The 16,070-nt window shown below is 38.2% G+C and carries 13 protein-coding genes and 1 pseudogene; 6 read left to right on the forward strand and 8 right to left on the reverse strand.

Translation table 11 applies throughout. The features are described from left to right. The first annotated feature begins 34 nt into the window (after positions 1-34). Positions 35-472: a universal stress protein gene (locus tag CWR48_RS18185; protein ID WP_115774734.1), complete on the forward strand. Its 438-nt coding sequence runs from the start codon at positions 35-37 to the stop codon at positions 470-472. Positions 473-561: 89 nt separating this feature from the next. Here CWR48_RS18185 and CWR48_RS20935 read toward each other — a convergent pair. Next, positions 562-654: pseudogene (locus tag CWR48_RS20935) on the reverse strand (hypothetical protein); the annotation flags it as partial. Positions 655-799: 145 nt separating this feature from the next. Here CWR48_RS20935 and CWR48_RS18190 point away from each other — a divergent pair. Together CWR48_RS18190 and CWR48_RS18195 are read left to right on the forward strand one after the other, a co-directional pair. After that, a complete protein-coding gene (locus tag CWR48_RS18190; protein WP_115774735.1) occupies positions 800-2,227 on the forward strand; it encodes a catalase in 1,428 nt (475 codons plus the stop codon). 250 nt (positions 2,228-2,477) lie between these two features. Next, positions 2,478-2,975 carry an SRPBCC family protein gene (locus CWR48_RS18195; protein WP_115774736.1) on the forward strand — a complete coding sequence of 166 codons (498 nt, stop codon included), beginning with the start codon at positions 2,478-2,480 and terminating at the stop codon, positions 2,973-2,975. A 154-nt stretch (positions 2,976-3,129) separates the two neighbouring features. On the opposite strand, the gene CWR48_RS18200 is transcribed toward CWR48_RS18195, so the two are convergent. From CWR48_RS18200 to CWR48_RS18215, 5 genes are all read right to left on the reverse strand, one after another. Continuing rightward, complete coding sequence (locus CWR48_RS18200; protein WP_115774737.1) at positions 3,130-4,266, reverse strand: acyl-CoA dehydrogenase family protein; 1,137 nt, start codon at positions 4,264-4,266, stop codon at positions 3,130-3,132. Positions 4,267-4,474: 208 nt separating this feature from the next. Then, positions 4,475-4,837, reverse strand: coding sequence for a DUF779 domain-containing protein (locus CWR48_RS18205; protein ID WP_115774738.1), 363 nt, complete (start codon positions 4,835-4,837; stop codon positions 4,475-4,477). Positions 4,838-4,859: 22 nt separating this feature from the next. Beyond that, positions 4,860-6,380 (reverse strand): acetaldehyde dehydrogenase ExaC, encoded by a 1,521-nt coding sequence (gene exaC / locus CWR48_RS18210; protein ID WP_115774739.1) that lies wholly within the window; start codon positions 6,378-6,380, stop codon positions 4,860-4,862. Between the two features lie 350 nt (positions 6,381-6,730). Further along, positions 6,731-6,856, reverse strand: a complete 126-nt coding sequence (locus CWR48_RS21055) for a hypothetical protein (RefSeq protein ID WP_281270315.1) — start codon at positions 6,854-6,856, stop codon at positions 6,731-6,733. A 175-nt stretch (positions 6,857-7,031) separates the two neighbouring features. Further along, positions 7,032-7,898, reverse strand: coding sequence for a DMT family transporter (locus CWR48_RS18215; RefSeq protein ID WP_115774740.1), 867 nt, complete (start codon positions 7,896-7,898; stop codon positions 7,032-7,034). Between the two features lie 565 nt (positions 7,899-8,463). Here CWR48_RS18215 and CWR48_RS18220 point away from each other — a divergent pair. Beyond that, a complete protein-coding gene (locus CWR48_RS18220; RefSeq protein WP_115774741.1) occupies positions 8,464-9,444 on the forward strand; it encodes a Gfo/Idh/MocA family protein in 981 nt (326 codons plus the stop codon). Between the two features lie 70 nt (positions 9,445-9,514). On the opposite strand, the gene CWR48_RS18225 is transcribed toward CWR48_RS18220, so the two are convergent. Then, on the reverse strand, positions 9,515-10,351 hold the full coding sequence (locus CWR48_RS18225; protein ID WP_115774742.1) for a TetR/AcrR family transcriptional regulator: 837 nt from the start codon (positions 10,349-10,351) through the stop codon (positions 9,515-9,517). 103 nt (positions 10,352-10,454) lie between these two features. Between CWR48_RS18225 and CWR48_RS18230 the strand changes: the two genes are divergently transcribed. Then, positions 10,455-13,541, forward strand: coding sequence for an efflux RND transporter permease subunit (locus CWR48_RS18230; protein WP_115774743.1), 3,087 nt, complete (start codon positions 10,455-10,457; stop codon positions 13,539-13,541). Positions 13,542-13,650: 109 nt separating this feature from the next. Here the strand turns inward: CWR48_RS18230 and CWR48_RS18235 are convergent, their stop codons facing one another. Next, entirely contained in the window at positions 13,651-14,535 is an 885-nt protein-coding gene (locus CWR48_RS18235; protein ID WP_115774744.1) for a LysR family transcriptional regulator, read from the reverse strand. 122 nt (positions 14,536-14,657) lie between these two features. On the opposite strand from CWR48_RS18235, the gene CWR48_RS18240 reads away from it, so the two are divergent. Then, positions 14,658-15,848 (forward strand): coenzyme F420-0:L-glutamate ligase, encoded by a 1,191-nt coding sequence (locus CWR48_RS18240; protein ID WP_115774745.1) that lies wholly within the window; start codon positions 14,658-14,660, stop codon positions 15,846-15,848. Positions 15,849-16,070 lie beyond the last annotated feature (222 nt).

Consider the following 16,070-nt stretch of genomic DNA (forward strand, 5'->3'; position numbering starts at 1 on the left):
TTTAAAGTGTGATAGAACAAAGGGGGATTATGAAATGGCAAATCATTATAAGAGTATTGTAGTAGCAGTCGACGGTTCAAAGGAAGCAGAATACGCATTTCGCAAATCAATCGATGTTGCAAAGCGTAACGCGAATTCAATATTAAACGTCATCAATATAATTGATACTCGAGCATTCGAAGCTTATGGACGATCTAGTATGGAACGCGCACAGCACACATCAGAAGAGCTTGTAAATGGCTACAAAGCGCAGGCTGAGTCTGAGGGTGTTGAAAATGTAAAAGCAGTTATTGAATATGGATCTCCAAGAACACTCATCACGAATGAGGTGGCAGATTCTGTCACTGCTGATTTAATCATTTGTGGTGCTACAGGATTAAATACGATTGGACGCTACTTAATTGGTTCCGTATCTGAAGCAATCGTCCGTTCTGCTAAGTGTGATGTGTTAGTTATCCGTACACCAGAGTGATGGTTTAATGATAATACTTAATAAGAACGCATGTTGATAGAATTTCTATCGACATGCGATTTTAATAAATATTTAGTAGTGCTTCTGTTTTATAATTCTTCTCCATTTGTATCGATGACATGTTTATACCCATCAAATGGGTCTTTCTTATAGCGTTTCATCGATCCATTTCCTTCATTGTTTGTTATACAGAAGAATAGTCATTTGTTGTGATACACAAGCCGCTTGGTTTGCGAATAACACTAACCTAATTTCGCTTGGAACATCATAATTAGGTTGATTCCCACATAATTAATATACTAGCGGATATATGTGGGAGGTTGGAATATGGATAAAAACAACGGGCAGTTTCAACGAAAAGAAAATTCTTCTCTCGAAAAGACAAGGTCAGTAACTAAAGACTCGTCGACTCACAGAGGCGATGGAAATCCATCTACACTCAGTCATTCGCAGACTGTAGGTGCAAGAGGGCCCGTACTTGAACAGGATAATGTTTTGCATGAAACACTGGAAACGTTTGTCAATACAAAAATAATCGAAAGACCGGTCCATGTTAAGGGCTTTGGTGCCTTTGGTTATTTTCAAACCATTCACTCGATGGCTGAGTATACAACGCTTTCCTTTTTACAGAATCCTGGGCAGCAGATTCCTGTCACGGTGAGATTTTCGCTAGCTGTGAGCACAAAGGGTACACCTGATACTTCCCGCAATGTGCGGGGGTTCTCGACTAAGTTTTATACGGATGAGGGTATATTTGATCTTCTTTGTAACCATATCCCAGTGTTTATTGTGCGGGATCCCATCCGGTTTTCGGAGGCAATAAATGCGCTTATGCCCTCGCCTGTTAATAATCTAATTGATCCTGAACGGTTCTGGAGTTTCGTAGCCAAAGCACCAGAATCCATTCATTTTGTTGTTAGGTTATTCTCTGATGCTGGCACGGCAAAAAGTTTCCGTCACATTCCGGGTCATAGTGTGAACACTTTCGTCTGGAAGAATACACAGGATGTCCGTCGCTATGTGAAATACCACTGGGTTCCATTTGGTGGCGTGAAATATATAGACAGTCAAGAAGCGGCTCGATTAAATGGTGAAAATCCTGATATTGCCGGGAGCGATTTATATGAAACCATTGTAAAAGGAAATACGGTTGAATATGGATTGTACGTACAACTGATGAACCCTGATGATGTGGCTATGCTTCCTTTTGATCCGCTCGATAATACAAAAATTTGGGATGAACAACTTTACCCCTTGCTACCTGTTGGGCAGATGGTGTTAAATCGTAATCCAGATAACTATATGGAACAGGTGGAGAAGCTGGCTTATTCTCCGTCAAATTTATTGGACGGAGCAGAGCTATCGGATGATAAGATGTTGCAAGGACGTGCCAATATTTACTGGGATTCACAGCGACGACGGCTTGGGCCGGATTTTCGTTCTATTCCTATTAATCAACAAAAAGACTGGTCACCAGCTTCCCTTGTAACAAGTGGAAATGGCAGATATGTTGAAGGGCGTCTCGTACGCTCCGATCTACCGAAGCAAGATGATTTTACACAAGCAGGTCAGTATTACCATGCACTCTCTTTTGTAAACCAAGATCATCTAATCAATAATCTTTCTGCAGAACTTGCCGTCATATCGCCTGAAATTCGAAAAGTAATTTTGAAGTATTTGTTTCAAGCATCGTCGGAACTAGGAGAACGGGTTGACAGGCAAATTAATCTTCAAACAAAAGAATTAGGAAAATAAACAGCACCCACGGCATTCCTGGTGATAGGAAAACTGTGGGTGCTATTATTATGGATACTACTTTAGCAACAGGTAGTTTTTATTTTGCTATTTTCCAATTAAAGGGGTTAGATTATCCACTTATAAGCAAGACTTGCAGCGGATATGATAGTATACTAATCATAAATAGAACTAGCGTATGATTGATTATGCTAGGTGATGACTAAAATGGAATACAAACAGTGAATTTTTTATAAAGGGGCCAACGAATATGAATAATTACTCAACGACGACGTTAACTATGGTAAGGAATTTTGATGTAGCATCAGAAAGAGTTTTTGATGCATGGCTAAATCCTGATATGATGCGAAAGTGGTTCTTCACATTGGAAGGAACAAATAAAGTAGCAAAAAATGATCCTCAGATCGCCGGTACTTGGGAAATTGTTGATCATCGCGATGGAAAGGATTATCGTGCGATAGGAGAGTACTTAGAAATTGATTCTCCAAAAAAATTAATGTTTACATTTAAAATGCCCCAGTTTAATGACTTACAAGATACGATTACTGTTGAATTAAAGGGACTTCAACAAGGGTGTGAAATGACATTTTCACAGGACATTATCGTACCCCATGAAGAAAATTGGGCAGCATCTGATATTGAAAAGGCCATTAAAGAGCATCGCGATGGAACGGAACAAGGGTGGCATTATATGTTCATGGGACTTAAAGAATTAGTTGAAACAGGAAAAGTTAGTTATCAAGGATAATTGGACATAATTTCGATTGATTTTTAAATGAATATCAGTGAAAATAGGATTGAATCCAAAGATGTGATTGCTGAATAAAGGCAATCACATCTTTTTTGTGAATATTCGACAAAAAGTGACAAAACTAGGGAAGTGGCACCTAGGCAATGCCTTCCTATTTTCCTGCTAAATTCATAATTGTCATGTCATCCATTGGCGGGTTATGCAATCCTGCACGAACATCCCGGTAATAGCGTTGTAGTGGATTTTGTCTCGATAGACTTCTTGCACCGACAATACGCATTGCCAAATCTACTACTTTAACTGCTTTGTTCACTACAGATAGTTTGACAGCACCAAGTTCTGGCCCCATCGTTTGCCTTATGTTGTTATCACCTTCATCCCATTTCCTCGCAACAGAGTAAAGAAAATGCTTCGATTCCAAAATGGCAAGCTCCATTTCACCCATCTTTTGCTTCACATTTGGTAAATCGGCGATCGTTCCAGAAATGCTGTTAGGAGAATAGCTTCTCGCGAATTTATTCGCATAGTCTTGTGCTGCAAGGGCGATTCCAAGATAGCAGGCGGGGATATGGAGTAACCAGCCAGTTGCCTTTTTCTTCCCAAGAGTGATGCGCTCAACAAGGTCATCTTTTGCGACATGCACATTTTCTAATACCAAATCATGGCTTCCTGTGCCCCGCATGGCAATAGAATCCCATGTTTCATCAACACTTACTCCTTCATACCCACGCTTAATTAGAAAATTACCAACCTCATCCGTTCCATCGATCGATGCACTTACGACAAAATAATCGAGAATCGGTGCGAGTGTTGTAAATGTCTTTCTACCATTTATTACCCAGCCTTGTTCATTTTCCTTTGCAAAGGTTTCTGGTTTTCCGCCACGAGTAGGGCTACCAGTTGCAGGCTCTGTTGCAGCATTATTTAGCAGGGCACCGTTAATGACTACATCACGTGCGACGTCTGCAAACTTATCTTCTTCCCATATATTACTTTCACCAAGATGCTTCATAATTCCCATATGCCATCCGATGGAGAGCGCTGTCGATCCGTCTGCCTTGCCAATAATCTCCTGAAGCTGAAGCATTTCTGTAAGCGATATTCCTAACCCGCCATGCTTTTCTGGAAGGGTTAGAGCAGGATATCCAATTGCTTTTAATTCTTGGAAATTTTCATATGGGAATGTTCCATTTGCGTCATGCTGCTCTGCCCGATCAGTAAAAGCTTTGACTGTTTCCCTTAGTAAGTCTGCTCTTTTTAAGTTTGTCTTAAGATCCGTTAATTTCATGAGAATCCCTCCGTTAAGTAAATAGGTGTCTCTAATTATTTAATTCTTATATTATTAGTTGGAATTATAAGCATATTATTTCATTGATAGAGGGAAAATTCAATTAATAGGGTGGTGGTATTGGAAATTACCGCTGGTATGAATAGTAACCATATCCATAACCTGTAAGAGCCTGTAGAGAAAAATTATCTCTACAGGCTCTTCTATCTTAAATAATTTCCTTGACTAATATATACTCGTCTTCTGTAAAAACACGAGATCGTGTAATGAAATGTTTTCCTTCAAGACTATCCAGTGAGAACTCGGGTCCCCGTCCATCTATCGCGTCAATGATTAGCTGTGTATGCTTCCAATAGTCATATTGACTTCGATGCATATAAAAAGGAACACCACCGATGGAACCTAAGTAAAGATCAGAATCCCCAAGTAGAAAATCTCCTTCTGTGTAGCACATTGGTGCAGATCCATCACAACAACCACCAGATTGATAAAACATAATCGCTCCTTGTCGAGCTCTTATCAATTCTATTAATTTAAGCGCCTCATTGGTTGCAACAACACGATCTACCATATTTGCATGCACCCTTTCAAGCTTAAAAGAAGCCTTGTGCTTTTCTGTCATAGCTTACTAATAATGCTTTTGTTTGTTGGTAGTGGTCCAGCATCATACTGTGGTTCTCACGGCCGATTCCTGACATCTTATAGCCACCAAATGCAGCGCCTGCTGGATATTTATGATACGTATTTGTCCACACACGTCCAGCTTGAATTGCACGCCCTGCACGATATGCAAGATCACCGCTACGTGACCATACCCCTGCGCCTAAGCCATAAATCGTATCATTTGCGATTTCGATTGCCTCATCAAAATCCTTGAATGTAGTAACAGCAAGTACAGGCCCGAAGATTTCCTCTTGGAAAATTCGCATTTTATTATTTCCTTTAAAAATAGTTGGTTGGATGTAATTCCCTCTATTAAAGTCATCACCAACCTGATTTACTTCGCCACCGATTAATAATTCGGCACCTTCCTCTTTACCTAATTTAATATAGGATAGGATTTTTTCTTGCTGTTGATTAGAGGCCTGAGCGCCCATCATAACTTCTGTATCAAGTGGGTTCCCAACTTTGATTGCCTTCACTCTTTCGATCGCCTTTTCTATAAATTTATCGTAAATCGATTCTTGGATCAGAGCCCGTGATGGGGAAGTACAAACTTCTCCTGAGTTTAGCGCAAACATTACCAAACCTTCAATAGCTTTATCAAGGAATTCATCACCCTTGTCCATGACATCCTCAAAGAAAATATTCGGTGACTTCCCACCAAGCTCTAACGTTACAGGAATAATATTTTCCGTTGCATATTGCATGATTTGACGACCGACAGCAGTTGAACCAGTAAATGCAATTTTTGAAATTCTTGGATTCGTTGCAAGTGGTTTACCAACTTCAATCCCATAACCGTTTACAACGTTAAGCACGCCTGCTGGAAGTAAGTCTTCGATTAGCTCGAGCAATATCATGATAGAAACTGGAGTTTGTTCCGCTGGTTTTAGGACGATACAATTCCCGGCAGCTAGTGCTGGGGCAATTTTCCATGTTGCCATGAGAATAGGAAAGTTCCATGGAATGATTTGCCCAACAACACCAAGTGGTTCTTGGAAATGATAGACAACGGTATCATTATCTAATTGCGTTGTCCGTCCTTCTTGCGCACGGATTACACTAGCAAAATAACGATAATGATCAATTGCTAATGGGATATCGGCATTTAATGTTTCGCGAACTGCCTTCCCATTATCCCAAGATTCTGCAACAGCAAGAATTTCTAAATTTTCTTCAATACGATTGGCAATCTTATTTAAGATACTCGCACGTTCTGTTGTAGATGTTTTGCCCCAACCATCTTTCGCAGCATGTGCAGCATCTAAAGCAAGTTCAATATCTTCATTTGAAGAGCGAGCAGCACTTGTAAAAGCTTCTCCAGTTATCGGAGTTGTTACATCGAAGTATTCGCCTTTTACTGGTTGAACCCACTCTCCGCCAATGAAATTATCATACTTGTCCTTGAAATTAATAATAGCCCCATCTGTGTTCGGATTTGCATAAATCATAATAAATTTCCTCCCCCTTTATGAATGGAACAACCGAATGATTACGCTTACATTAAAGCTAACAATTAAGTGAGTTCCTTATTTTAAGATAGCATTGATTTACTGGAATTTCAAGGAAATGGATTTGCAATAGAGACTGTTATGAAAGATTGGCAACAGTTAGCGGCGATAATTTCAAGGAAAATATGCTACAAAAAATCTCTTAACTTTATTTATCACGAATTGACTGGCTGTAAGATCCCATTTCAAGAATTGAGGAAAAATCAAAAATTGTAAGTGGGGGCGGATATTACCCCCACTTAATGAAGTTTCACTTTATTGAAGTTAAGGGACTTTTACCTTGACTATTATTAACTTTCCTGTGGTTTAGAATCTTTTTCGCGTTGTGGCTCAATATCCTGATTCGGATCATCTGTTTTTTGCTTTTGTTCAAGAGAGTCGTTTTTTTGTGATTTTTCCTTTTCTTGATTTGTCACAATATCACCTCATTTACAGTATTGGAAATTATTAAAATCATACATGTATTATTTACCCTTTATTCTTGTAGTAAAACATGCTTTAATATTCATTCGAAAAAATACAGCAAATTTCGGGAAGTGACAGGCGCTCTGCGTAACAAAATACTACAAAACTCGGGGGCGCCTTCCCGTACTATCTATTTTTCGAATACGTTGATATCACTACTCCGCTCACAATGATTAGCGAGCCTAAGATTTCCATGCCAGTTATTGGTTTGAATAACAATATTAATCCCATTAACATTGCGACAAACGGTTCTAAATTAGATAATATGGAAGCCTTAGAAGCATCTACATACCGAATATTTTGATTCCAAATTAAAGTCGCGATGCCATGTACAACAATGGCTGTGTCGATAAGAAATGCCCAGTCAGACAGCCTAGTGCTTATTCGTAAGGGGTTGTCCAGTAAAAAGGCAAAAGGAATGGATACAATAAAGCCAATTACATTTGAATATAGAGTAATTGTTAGTGGATCTATTCTATTTGAGAGAAGTCTTGTCATAATAATCATTATGGCGAATGTAATCATCGTTAGGACAATCCATAATAACCCTTTTTCAAAATGTAAAGAAGTTAGATTTCCTTTAGTAACAACTAAGTAAATGCCGATGAGCGCTAGCATCGACCCCATTAACATTCGAATCGTTAGTTTTTCTTTAAGAAAAATAGCAGCCAAAAATCCAGTTAATATTGGAGTAGTTGCTAAAATTAATGCTGAAGTTGTTGTATCGGCTGTTTGTAATCCCATAAAAAAAGACCATTGGTTAATAAATACACCAATAACTCCAAGGAAAACTAGCGCAAGTAAATCAATTTTATTAACTCTTTTTAGGTTCTTCTTGTATATGGATAAACCTATAAGCAAGAGTACAATGAATAATAGTCTAAGCATGGTTAACAGGGTTGGTGAAAAATACTGGACTAAAATTTTACCAAATACGAAATTACTGCCCCAAACCATTACACAAAAAGTAAGCCAAGCATATGCTCTTAACAATTTTTTCATCCTTCCAGCTTCAGAATACCAATATTTTATTATATCATGTGTAGAGAAGGATATTTTATCTAGGTACGGCCTAATAAAATTATTAGAACACCAGCCTATTATCTAAATACTATGTTGACAAATTGATGACTACAGCCAATGATCTAAAACAATACTAAGTCACCACGTTCAATACAGCCAGATTCAATTCGTTCATTAGAAACAAGGAATTGATTACTTATCCTTGTGTACTCATACTTGTGTCCCTACATAGACGACTTTTTTATTTGATATTAAATCGTTCTTGAACTTTTTCAATGCTGATTGTAGCAAATCGGGATAAACAAAAATAGCAATATCATCAATTGTTAATTCATTTCTATTTAAAATCTCTTCAAGCTGCTCATTGACATACGTTAACGACATTATCATGTATAATTAAGAGGAAATTCAGCCAATGTTAAAATAGAGGTCATTAGTCACAAGTCTAATAGATGATATGAGATTTATGTAATCGGTCACAAGTTGTAAGCCAATTATAATATGTTATAAAATCGAGGCAATGGGGGGAATCAATATGAAATATAGAAGCGTTCGTTGGGGCATTATTGGATGCGGGGATGTAACGGAAGTGAAAAGTGGACCGGCATTCCAGAAGGTCAAGAATTCTGAACTGGTTGCCGTTATGCGAAGAACGGGTGAACTTGCCAAGGATTATGCGAGGCGGCATCATGTTCCCAAATGGTACGATGATGCAGACAATCTAATAAATGATCCAGATATTGATGCCATCTATATTGCGACACCACCAGAATCCCATAAAGAATATGCAATTATGGCAGCAAAAGCTGGAAAAGCAGTATATGTAGAAAAACCTATGGCTAGGAATTATCAAGAAACGCAGGAAATGATTGCTGCCTGTAATGTGGCTGGTGTCCCATTATATGTAGCTTATTATCGCCGGGCGCAACCTAGATTTGTAAAGATAAAAGAGTTGCTAGAAAATAATACGATCGGTGACGTTCGGTTTGTATCATCAACCCAGTATCAACAGAATGTAATAGAAAAAGAGATTCCATGGCGTGTTCAGCCAGAGCTTGCTGGTGGGGGATTGTTTTTTGATTTGGCGAGTCACACGCTTGATATATTGGACTTTTTGGTTGGCCCAATTAAGTCTGTCCAAGGATTTGCTTCCAATCAAGCAGGGCACTACCCAGCAGAGGATATTGTTACCGGTAGCTATCTATTTGAATCCGGAATTCACGGTGTAGGCAATTGGTGTTTTTCCGCGTTTGCAAATGTAGATGTGAATGAGATTGTTGGTAGTAAGGGGAAAATAACCTTCTCCACATTTGGCAACGACCCGATAGTATTAACGACCGCGGATGGAACGAAAGAATGGAGTTTTGATCCGCCACAGCATGTCCATCAGCCTTTAGTGGAAATAATGGTGGCAGAGCTAACTGGCGAAGGTGGACAATGTCCAAGTACCGGCGTGACAGGTGCAAGAACCAATTGGGTTATGGATGAAATGGTAAAAAAATATTATGAAAGATGATTACTGTTCATATTAACAAAAGCCAGCCTCTGATTTTAAGGTAAAATCAGGAGGCTGGCTTTAAATGTGCTCAAATTTTGAACGTAAAATAGTGTAGAAGTAAATATGCGATCCACTTGCAATCGGGATTATTTCGAATATTATTTATTAAACCTTTTATGATTGCTGGACTTAGCGCTGGTTCAAGTAGCTCTTGTTTTAATAAAACCAAAGATTCTTTCTCTATTGGCTCCTTTGTTTCAATTATTGTCTGTTCAATAATTTCAAGCAGCTTTTCTATCTTTACCTCTTCAATCAATGGGTGCTCCATTGATTGAACCGTTTCTGCCGAAATCAATGGAATTGTAGTATGTTTTGCGAGTAAGTTAGTCTTCTCGACGAATGATTCAGCTAGCGATTGTAAATCGAGTGGAACATTATAAAATAGATTTAATTCTGTATAAATACCGATGAAACTTTTTATGCAGTAGAGTAAATCATATTTGGTTTGTTTGACCTTTTCGCCAAAGACACGTTCAATTATTGATAAAATTGCTCCCTCAAATAAGCTGTGATAGTAGCTGATTTTTAATAATAGTTCTTTATCAATGGTATGGGTTTGCTCTTTGATAAAAACCTTAGCAAAATCGGAATGCTTTTGAAAGGATTGAAAGGTTTCATAATAAAACGTATATAGAAGCACATTATCATCCGTGTTATTGACTACATGGTCAATCCTCGTGGTTATCTCTATCATAAAATGGTCAATCATTGCTGAGATCAGCTCGCCTTTAGATTTAAAAGATAAGTAAAAAGCCCCTTTAGAAATACCGCACTTCTCTGTTATTTGTTGAACGGAAGTTGCTTCAAAACCTTGTTCTGCAAATAATTCTAATGCCTTATCTATAATTAATTGTTTTTTAACCATATAATATTATCGCTCCCATTACTTCTAGAGTTGACAAATGACCGACTAGTCATCTAGTATAAGTAATTGGGAACGATAAGTCAATTTAAGGGTAGGTGTGAAAGTGAAGGGTTTAGTTAATTTTGTGTTAAAAAATAAATTAGCAGTATGGCTGCTAACGATCATCATAACTGTGTCTGGGATTTATTCTAGTACACAAATGAAAACAGAGACGATTCCAGATATCTCAATCCCTTACTTAATGGTGAGCGGTGTATATCCTGGAGCGACCCCTGAGCAAGTAATGGAAGATGTATCCATGCCGATAGAAAAGGCGGTAGAAGGTCTTGAAGATGTGAAAGCCGTTTACTCGAATTCCTATTCAAATATGTCTAGTATTCAAGTTGAATATGATTATGGCATTGATATGGACGAAGCAAAACGTGCTTTAGAATCGGCAATTGATACAGTGAACTTACCAGAAGATGCACAGGATCCAACGGTTACGGCGATTAGTATGAATATGATGCCTGTCGTAGCATTAAGTGTAAGCAGTGAGTCAGAGGATATTGTTGACTTAACATCAACAGTAGAAGAAATCATTGTTCCAAATATCGAGAAACTTGATGGTGTTGCGTCTGCGACGATAACTGGTCAACATATTGAAGAAGTAGAGCTTACGTATGATGAAGAGAGAATGGCGGAGCTCGGTATTACGGAAGATAACGTTAAAGATATGATCCAAGCAAGTGACCTTGCTGTTTCATTAGGACTTTATGAGTTTGAAGAGGGAGAACAAGCTGTAGCAATCGATGGTAAGTTCATGACTGCAGATGAATTAAATGAAATGATTATTCCAGCAGAACCATCAGAAGCAAATCCTTCTCCATTTGTAAAACTTAGCGATATTGCAACAATTGAAGTGGTTGGTAAGGTACAATCCGTTTCCCGAACAAATGGGGAAGATGCAATTGCGATTCAAATTGTTAAAGACCAACAAGCAAACACGGTTGATGTTGTAAACGATGTAAAAGAGTTAGTGAAAGAGCAAGAAGGAAATAATGAAGGCTTAGTAATAGATATATCATTAGATCAAGGTGCACCAATTGAATCTTCGGTTTCAACGATGATTGAAAAAGCGGTATTTGGCGGTTTAATTGCCGTATTGATCATTCTTTTATTCCTACGCGATTTCAAATCAACGATTATTTCCATTATTTCCATCCCAGTATCCATTTTTATGGCATTATTGATATTGAATTGGTTGGATATAACGCTAAACATGATGACGCTTGGAGCAATTACAGTTGCAATCGGTCGTGTAATTGATGACTCGATTGTTGTAGTTGAAAATATTTTCAGGCGACTTCATTTAAGAACAGAGAAATTAACAGGGCGAGCACTAATTCGTGAAGCGACGATTGAAATGTTCAAACCGATCATGTCGTCTACATTAGTGACGATTGCAGTATTTGCACCACTTGTATTCGTTGGTGGAATGGTTGGCGAGTTATTCATGCCGTTCGCATTAACGATGGCATTTGCACTGATTGCTTCATTACTTGTTGCAATTACCATTGTTCCTGTCCTATCTCATACATTGTTTAAGAAAAAATTATATAGCGAGAAGACAGAGAGCAGTCATAAAGAAGCTGGAAAACTAGCTAATTGGTATAAAAGTATACTTAAATGGGCTTTAAACCATAAAATTATTACTTCAGCGATTGCAATTATTTTATTAGTTGGTAGCCTAGCGCTAACACCTTTAATCGGTTTTAGTTTCTTAGGTAGTGAAGAAGAAAAAGTAATGTATTTAACATATACACCAGAAACTGGTGAGCTTGAAGAAGATACATTAGCAAATATTGCAGTTGTAGAAGAAGAATTATTAAAACGTGATGATATTGATATCCTTCAACTATCGGTAACGGATAGTGGTAACCCAATGGCAGCAATGTCGGGCGGGGGATCGAATGGCGCATTAATGTATCTTATATTTGATCCTGAAATGAAAAATTTCCCAGAAGTGCGCACAGAAATTGAGGATTATGTGTTTAACATAGGCCAATCAGGTGAGTGGAAGAGCCAGAACTTCTCATCGATGGGAGTGGCGTCAAATGAAATTAGCTATACATTTTACAGTGAGAATTTAGATAAGCTAAATGAGGCTGTATTAATGGTAGAAGATGTGATGAATGAGAATGACGGTTTAGAAGATATCTCATCAACAGCTGAGGATGCATATGTAGAATATACATTCAATGTTGAGCAAGATGAATTACTGCAGTATGGGTTAACAACAGGGCAAATCATTATGATGTTGAATCCGAATGTAACTCCTGAAGTATTAACAACCGTTGAAAAGGACGGAAATACAATTGATGTGATTGTACAGCAAGAACAGGCTGCACAACCGAAGTCAGTTGACGAGATGTTAGCAACAGAAGTGCCAACAGCAATGGGCACATCAATGCCACTTTCTGAGCTTGTGACAGTTGAAGAAGGCACAACATTGAATACACTTGCACGTAGCGCAGGTGAGTACTATGCAACTGTATCGGGAACAGTGCTTGGTAATGATGTTTCAAAAGCATCGTCTGAAGTAGGGAAATCAATCGACGAGTTAGATTTACCTAAGGGTGTTACAGTCGGTGTTGCCGGTGTAACTGCAGATATGACGGAAGCATTTACTCAGCTTGGTATCGCGATGCTTGCGGCAATTGCGATTGTGTACTTCATCCTAGTTGTTACATTCCGTGAGGGTGTTGCACCATTTGCAATTCTCTTATCACTACCGTTCGCGGTAATTGGTTCATTTGTTGGTCTATTGATTGCTGGTGAAACCATTTCCGTATCCGTTATGATGGGACTACTGATGTTAATTGGTATCGTCGTAACGAACGCTATTGTACTTGTAGACCGAATTGTTCGGATGGAACGCGATGGCTTGGTTATGCGTGAAGCTATTTTAGAAGCAGGTAGCACGCGTCTACGCCCAATCTTAATGACAGCAATCGCAACGATTGGTGCGTTAGTTCCATTAGCATTCGGTTCAGCTGGTGGTGGCGGTTTAATATCGAAAGGTCTTGGAATCACTGTAATCGGCGGGCTAGTAAGTTCAACATTATTAACATTAATCGTTGTACCAATTGCCTATGAAATACTTTCCAAGCTATTTAGGAAAAATCGTAAAGATGAAGAAGAAAATTAATCGTTAAAAAAGGCCCACCAAGGTGAATGAATTACCTTGGTGGGCCTTTTTACTTTCTTACTGCATAATCTTGGGGCCAACAGGAAGTTTCCTAAAATAGTCTTTGTTCCTATTGCACGTTGATGCTCTCAATAAATTTCGTGGTTGCAGGAGACAGGGAGACGCTATTTAAATAACACATACCAATACTTCGTGGAGGTATTTCATTTGCTAATGGAACTTCGAATAAGCTTCCATTTTCTAAATACTCCTTAGCGAATTCTTTCGTTACGCAGGCAACACCTAAATTAATTTTGGCGAATTCCAATAATAAATCATGGGAGCCAAGTTCAATCTCTGGAGAAATAGTAAAGCCATTTGCGCTAAGGAAGTTGTCGACATACTTTCGCGAAATGGATTTTTGTTCAAGTAAAATTAAGGGTTCATTTGTTAATTCTTCAAAGGTGACAGGTGCAGTTAAGAGATGTTGGAACTTATCCCCGCAAACAAAAATATCGTGAATAGCAATACAAGGTATTTGAATCAATCTTGGCTCATCTACGGGAAAGTTACAAAAAGCAATGTCGACTTCTCCTGATTTTAAAATAGCACAGAGCTCTGACGTTGTTCCGTTTATAATGTTAAATTTAATATTTGGAAAATGATTATGAAACGCTTCAAGGTATGGGAGTAAGAAGTATTTAGATATGGTATCACCTACACCAATTTTCAATTCGCCGGCGGTAAGGTTTTTAAACTCCAAGATCTTTTCCTCACCGACATCAATTAGATTTATCGCTGAATTAGCATATTCAAACAATAGCTGACCTTCATTTGTTAAGGTAACTCCTTTGGTTGTTCTTGTGAAGAGCCGAGTATCTAATTCCCTTTCTAACTGCATGATGGATTGGCTCACGGCTGGTTGGGTCATGTATAAATCTTTCGCTGCTGCAGAGAAACTTTTACTTTTTCCTACCTGGGTGAATACTTTATATAAATCCAATTTACTTACCATATAACTACTCCTTATATCGGTTATTAGATATATTCATTTTACTTATATCAAGTATATCATGTATATTACAAGTAGGGTCATGATAAACATATAAACTTAAGTGTTCTAGAGGAGTGAACGGAATGGAAAGAGTAGTTGGAACGGTTGTTAGAGGGCTGCGTGGTCCAATCATTAATCAAGGTGATAATATTGAGGAAATCGTTGTAGATAGTGTATTGCAAGCATCAAAACAAGAAGGATTTGAAATTCTGGATCAGGATATCGTTGCAGTTACAGAATCAATCGTTGCCCGTGCACAAGGGAATTATGCAACAATTGATGATATCGCGAAAGATGTGGAATCCAAATTTGGTGACGATACAATTGGTGTCATCTTTCCTATTTTAAGCCGAAATCGATTTGCTAATAACCTTCGTGGGATTGCAAAAGGTGCAAAAAAAATTGTCTTAATGCTTAGCTATCCATCTGATGAGGTTGGTAACCATTTAGTGAGCATTGATATGCTTGATGAAAAGGGAGTCAATCCGTGGACAGATGTGTTAACTGAAAAGCAATTCCGTGACTACTTCGGCTATTTAAAGCATACATTTACTGGTGTTGATTATATTGAGTATTATAAATCACTCATTGAAGAATATGGTATTGAATGTGAAGTCATTTTCTCAAATAATGCAAAGACAATTTTAGATTATACGAAAAGCGTGCTAACATGTGATATTCATACAAGATTTAGAACGAAGAAAATTTTGAATGAAAATGGTGGAGAAAAAGTTTATAGTCTCGATGATATATTAGTTGAATCTATTGACGGCAGCGGCTATAACGAAGAATATGGCTTATTAGGTTCAAATAAATCGACTGAAGAGAAGGTTAAGCTTTTCCCACGGAATTGCCAACCAATCGTTGATAATATTCAAACGATACTTAAAGAAAAGACAGGTAAAAATGTGGAAGTCATGGTTTATGGCGATGGCGCATTTAAAGACCCAATCGGAAAAATATGGGAACTTGCTGATCCAGTTGTTTCGCCAGCATATACCGCGGGACTTGATGGTAGACCGAATGAAGTCAAATTAAAATACCTTGCAGATAACAACTTTGCAGATCTAAAAGGTGAGGAGCTTCAAAAGGCGATATCCGAATACATTGAGAACAAAGATGCCGATCTTGTTGGGGCAATGGAAGCGCAAGGAACAACACCTAGAAAACTTACCGATTTGATCGGTTCGTTAGCAGATTTAACTTCCGGAAGTGGCGATAAAGGGACACCATTCGTCTTTATTCAAGGTTATTTCGATAACTATACAAAATAATGGTGGAGCAATGCTAATCAGTCGATTGGCATTGCTTTTTCATCGTTTAAGACTCAATAAAATGGAGAGCTGCCGATAACATTTTCATAATGGCTCTTTTCGTATGATTTGTTGGTATTTAGATAAACTGCTGATAACTTTAATTCAGAATTTCTTTGCCGAGGTCCGCAGCCCCCAAGAAACTCTACAGTTAAACTACCTATTTATAGATAGAGTTATGGT

The organism is Oceanobacillus arenosus, assembly GCF_003369575.1.
GTDB lineage: Bacteria > Bacillota > Bacilli > Bacillales > Amphibacillaceae > Oceanobacillus > Oceanobacillus arenosus.

Bases quoted from the DNA above. Each gene is read 5' to 3' on its own strand.
- CWR48_RS18235 (WP_115774744.1), bottom strand. From the start codon at position 14,535: ATGGTAAGTAAATTGGATTTATATAAAGTATTCACCCAGGTAGGAAAA.
- exaC (WP_115774739.1), bottom strand. From the start codon at position 6,380: ATGATTTATGCAAATCCGAACACAGATGGGGCTATTATTAATTTCAAG.
- CWR48_RS18190 (WP_115774735.1), top strand. From the start codon at position 800: ATGGATAAAAACAACGGGCAGTTTCAACGAAAAGAAAATTCTTCTCTC.
- CWR48_RS18200 (WP_115774737.1), bottom strand. From the start codon at position 4,266: ATGAAATTAACGGATCTTAAGACAAACTTAAAAAGAGCAGACTTACTA.
- CWR48_RS18195 (WP_115774736.1), top strand. From the start codon at position 2,478: ATGAATAATTACTCAACGACGACGTTAACTATGGTAAGGAATTTTGAT.
- CWR48_RS18220 (WP_115774741.1), top strand. From the start codon at position 8,464: ATGAAATATAGAAGCGTTCGTTGGGGCATTATTGGATGCGGGGATGTA.
- CWR48_RS18225 (WP_115774742.1), bottom strand. From the start codon at position 10,351: ATGGTTAAAAAACAATTAATTATAGATAAGGCATTAGAATTATTTGCA.
- CWR48_RS18205 (WP_115774738.1), bottom strand. From the start codon at position 4,837: ATGGTAGATCGTGTTGTTGCAACCAATGAGGCGCTTAAATTAATAGAA.
- CWR48_RS18185 (WP_115774734.1), top strand. From the start codon at position 35: ATGGCAAATCATTATAAGAGTATTGTAGTAGCAGTCGACGGTTCAAAG.
- CWR48_RS18240 (WP_115774745.1), top strand. From the start codon at position 14,658: ATGGAAAGAGTAGTTGGAACGGTTGTTAGAGGGCTGCGTGGTCCAATC.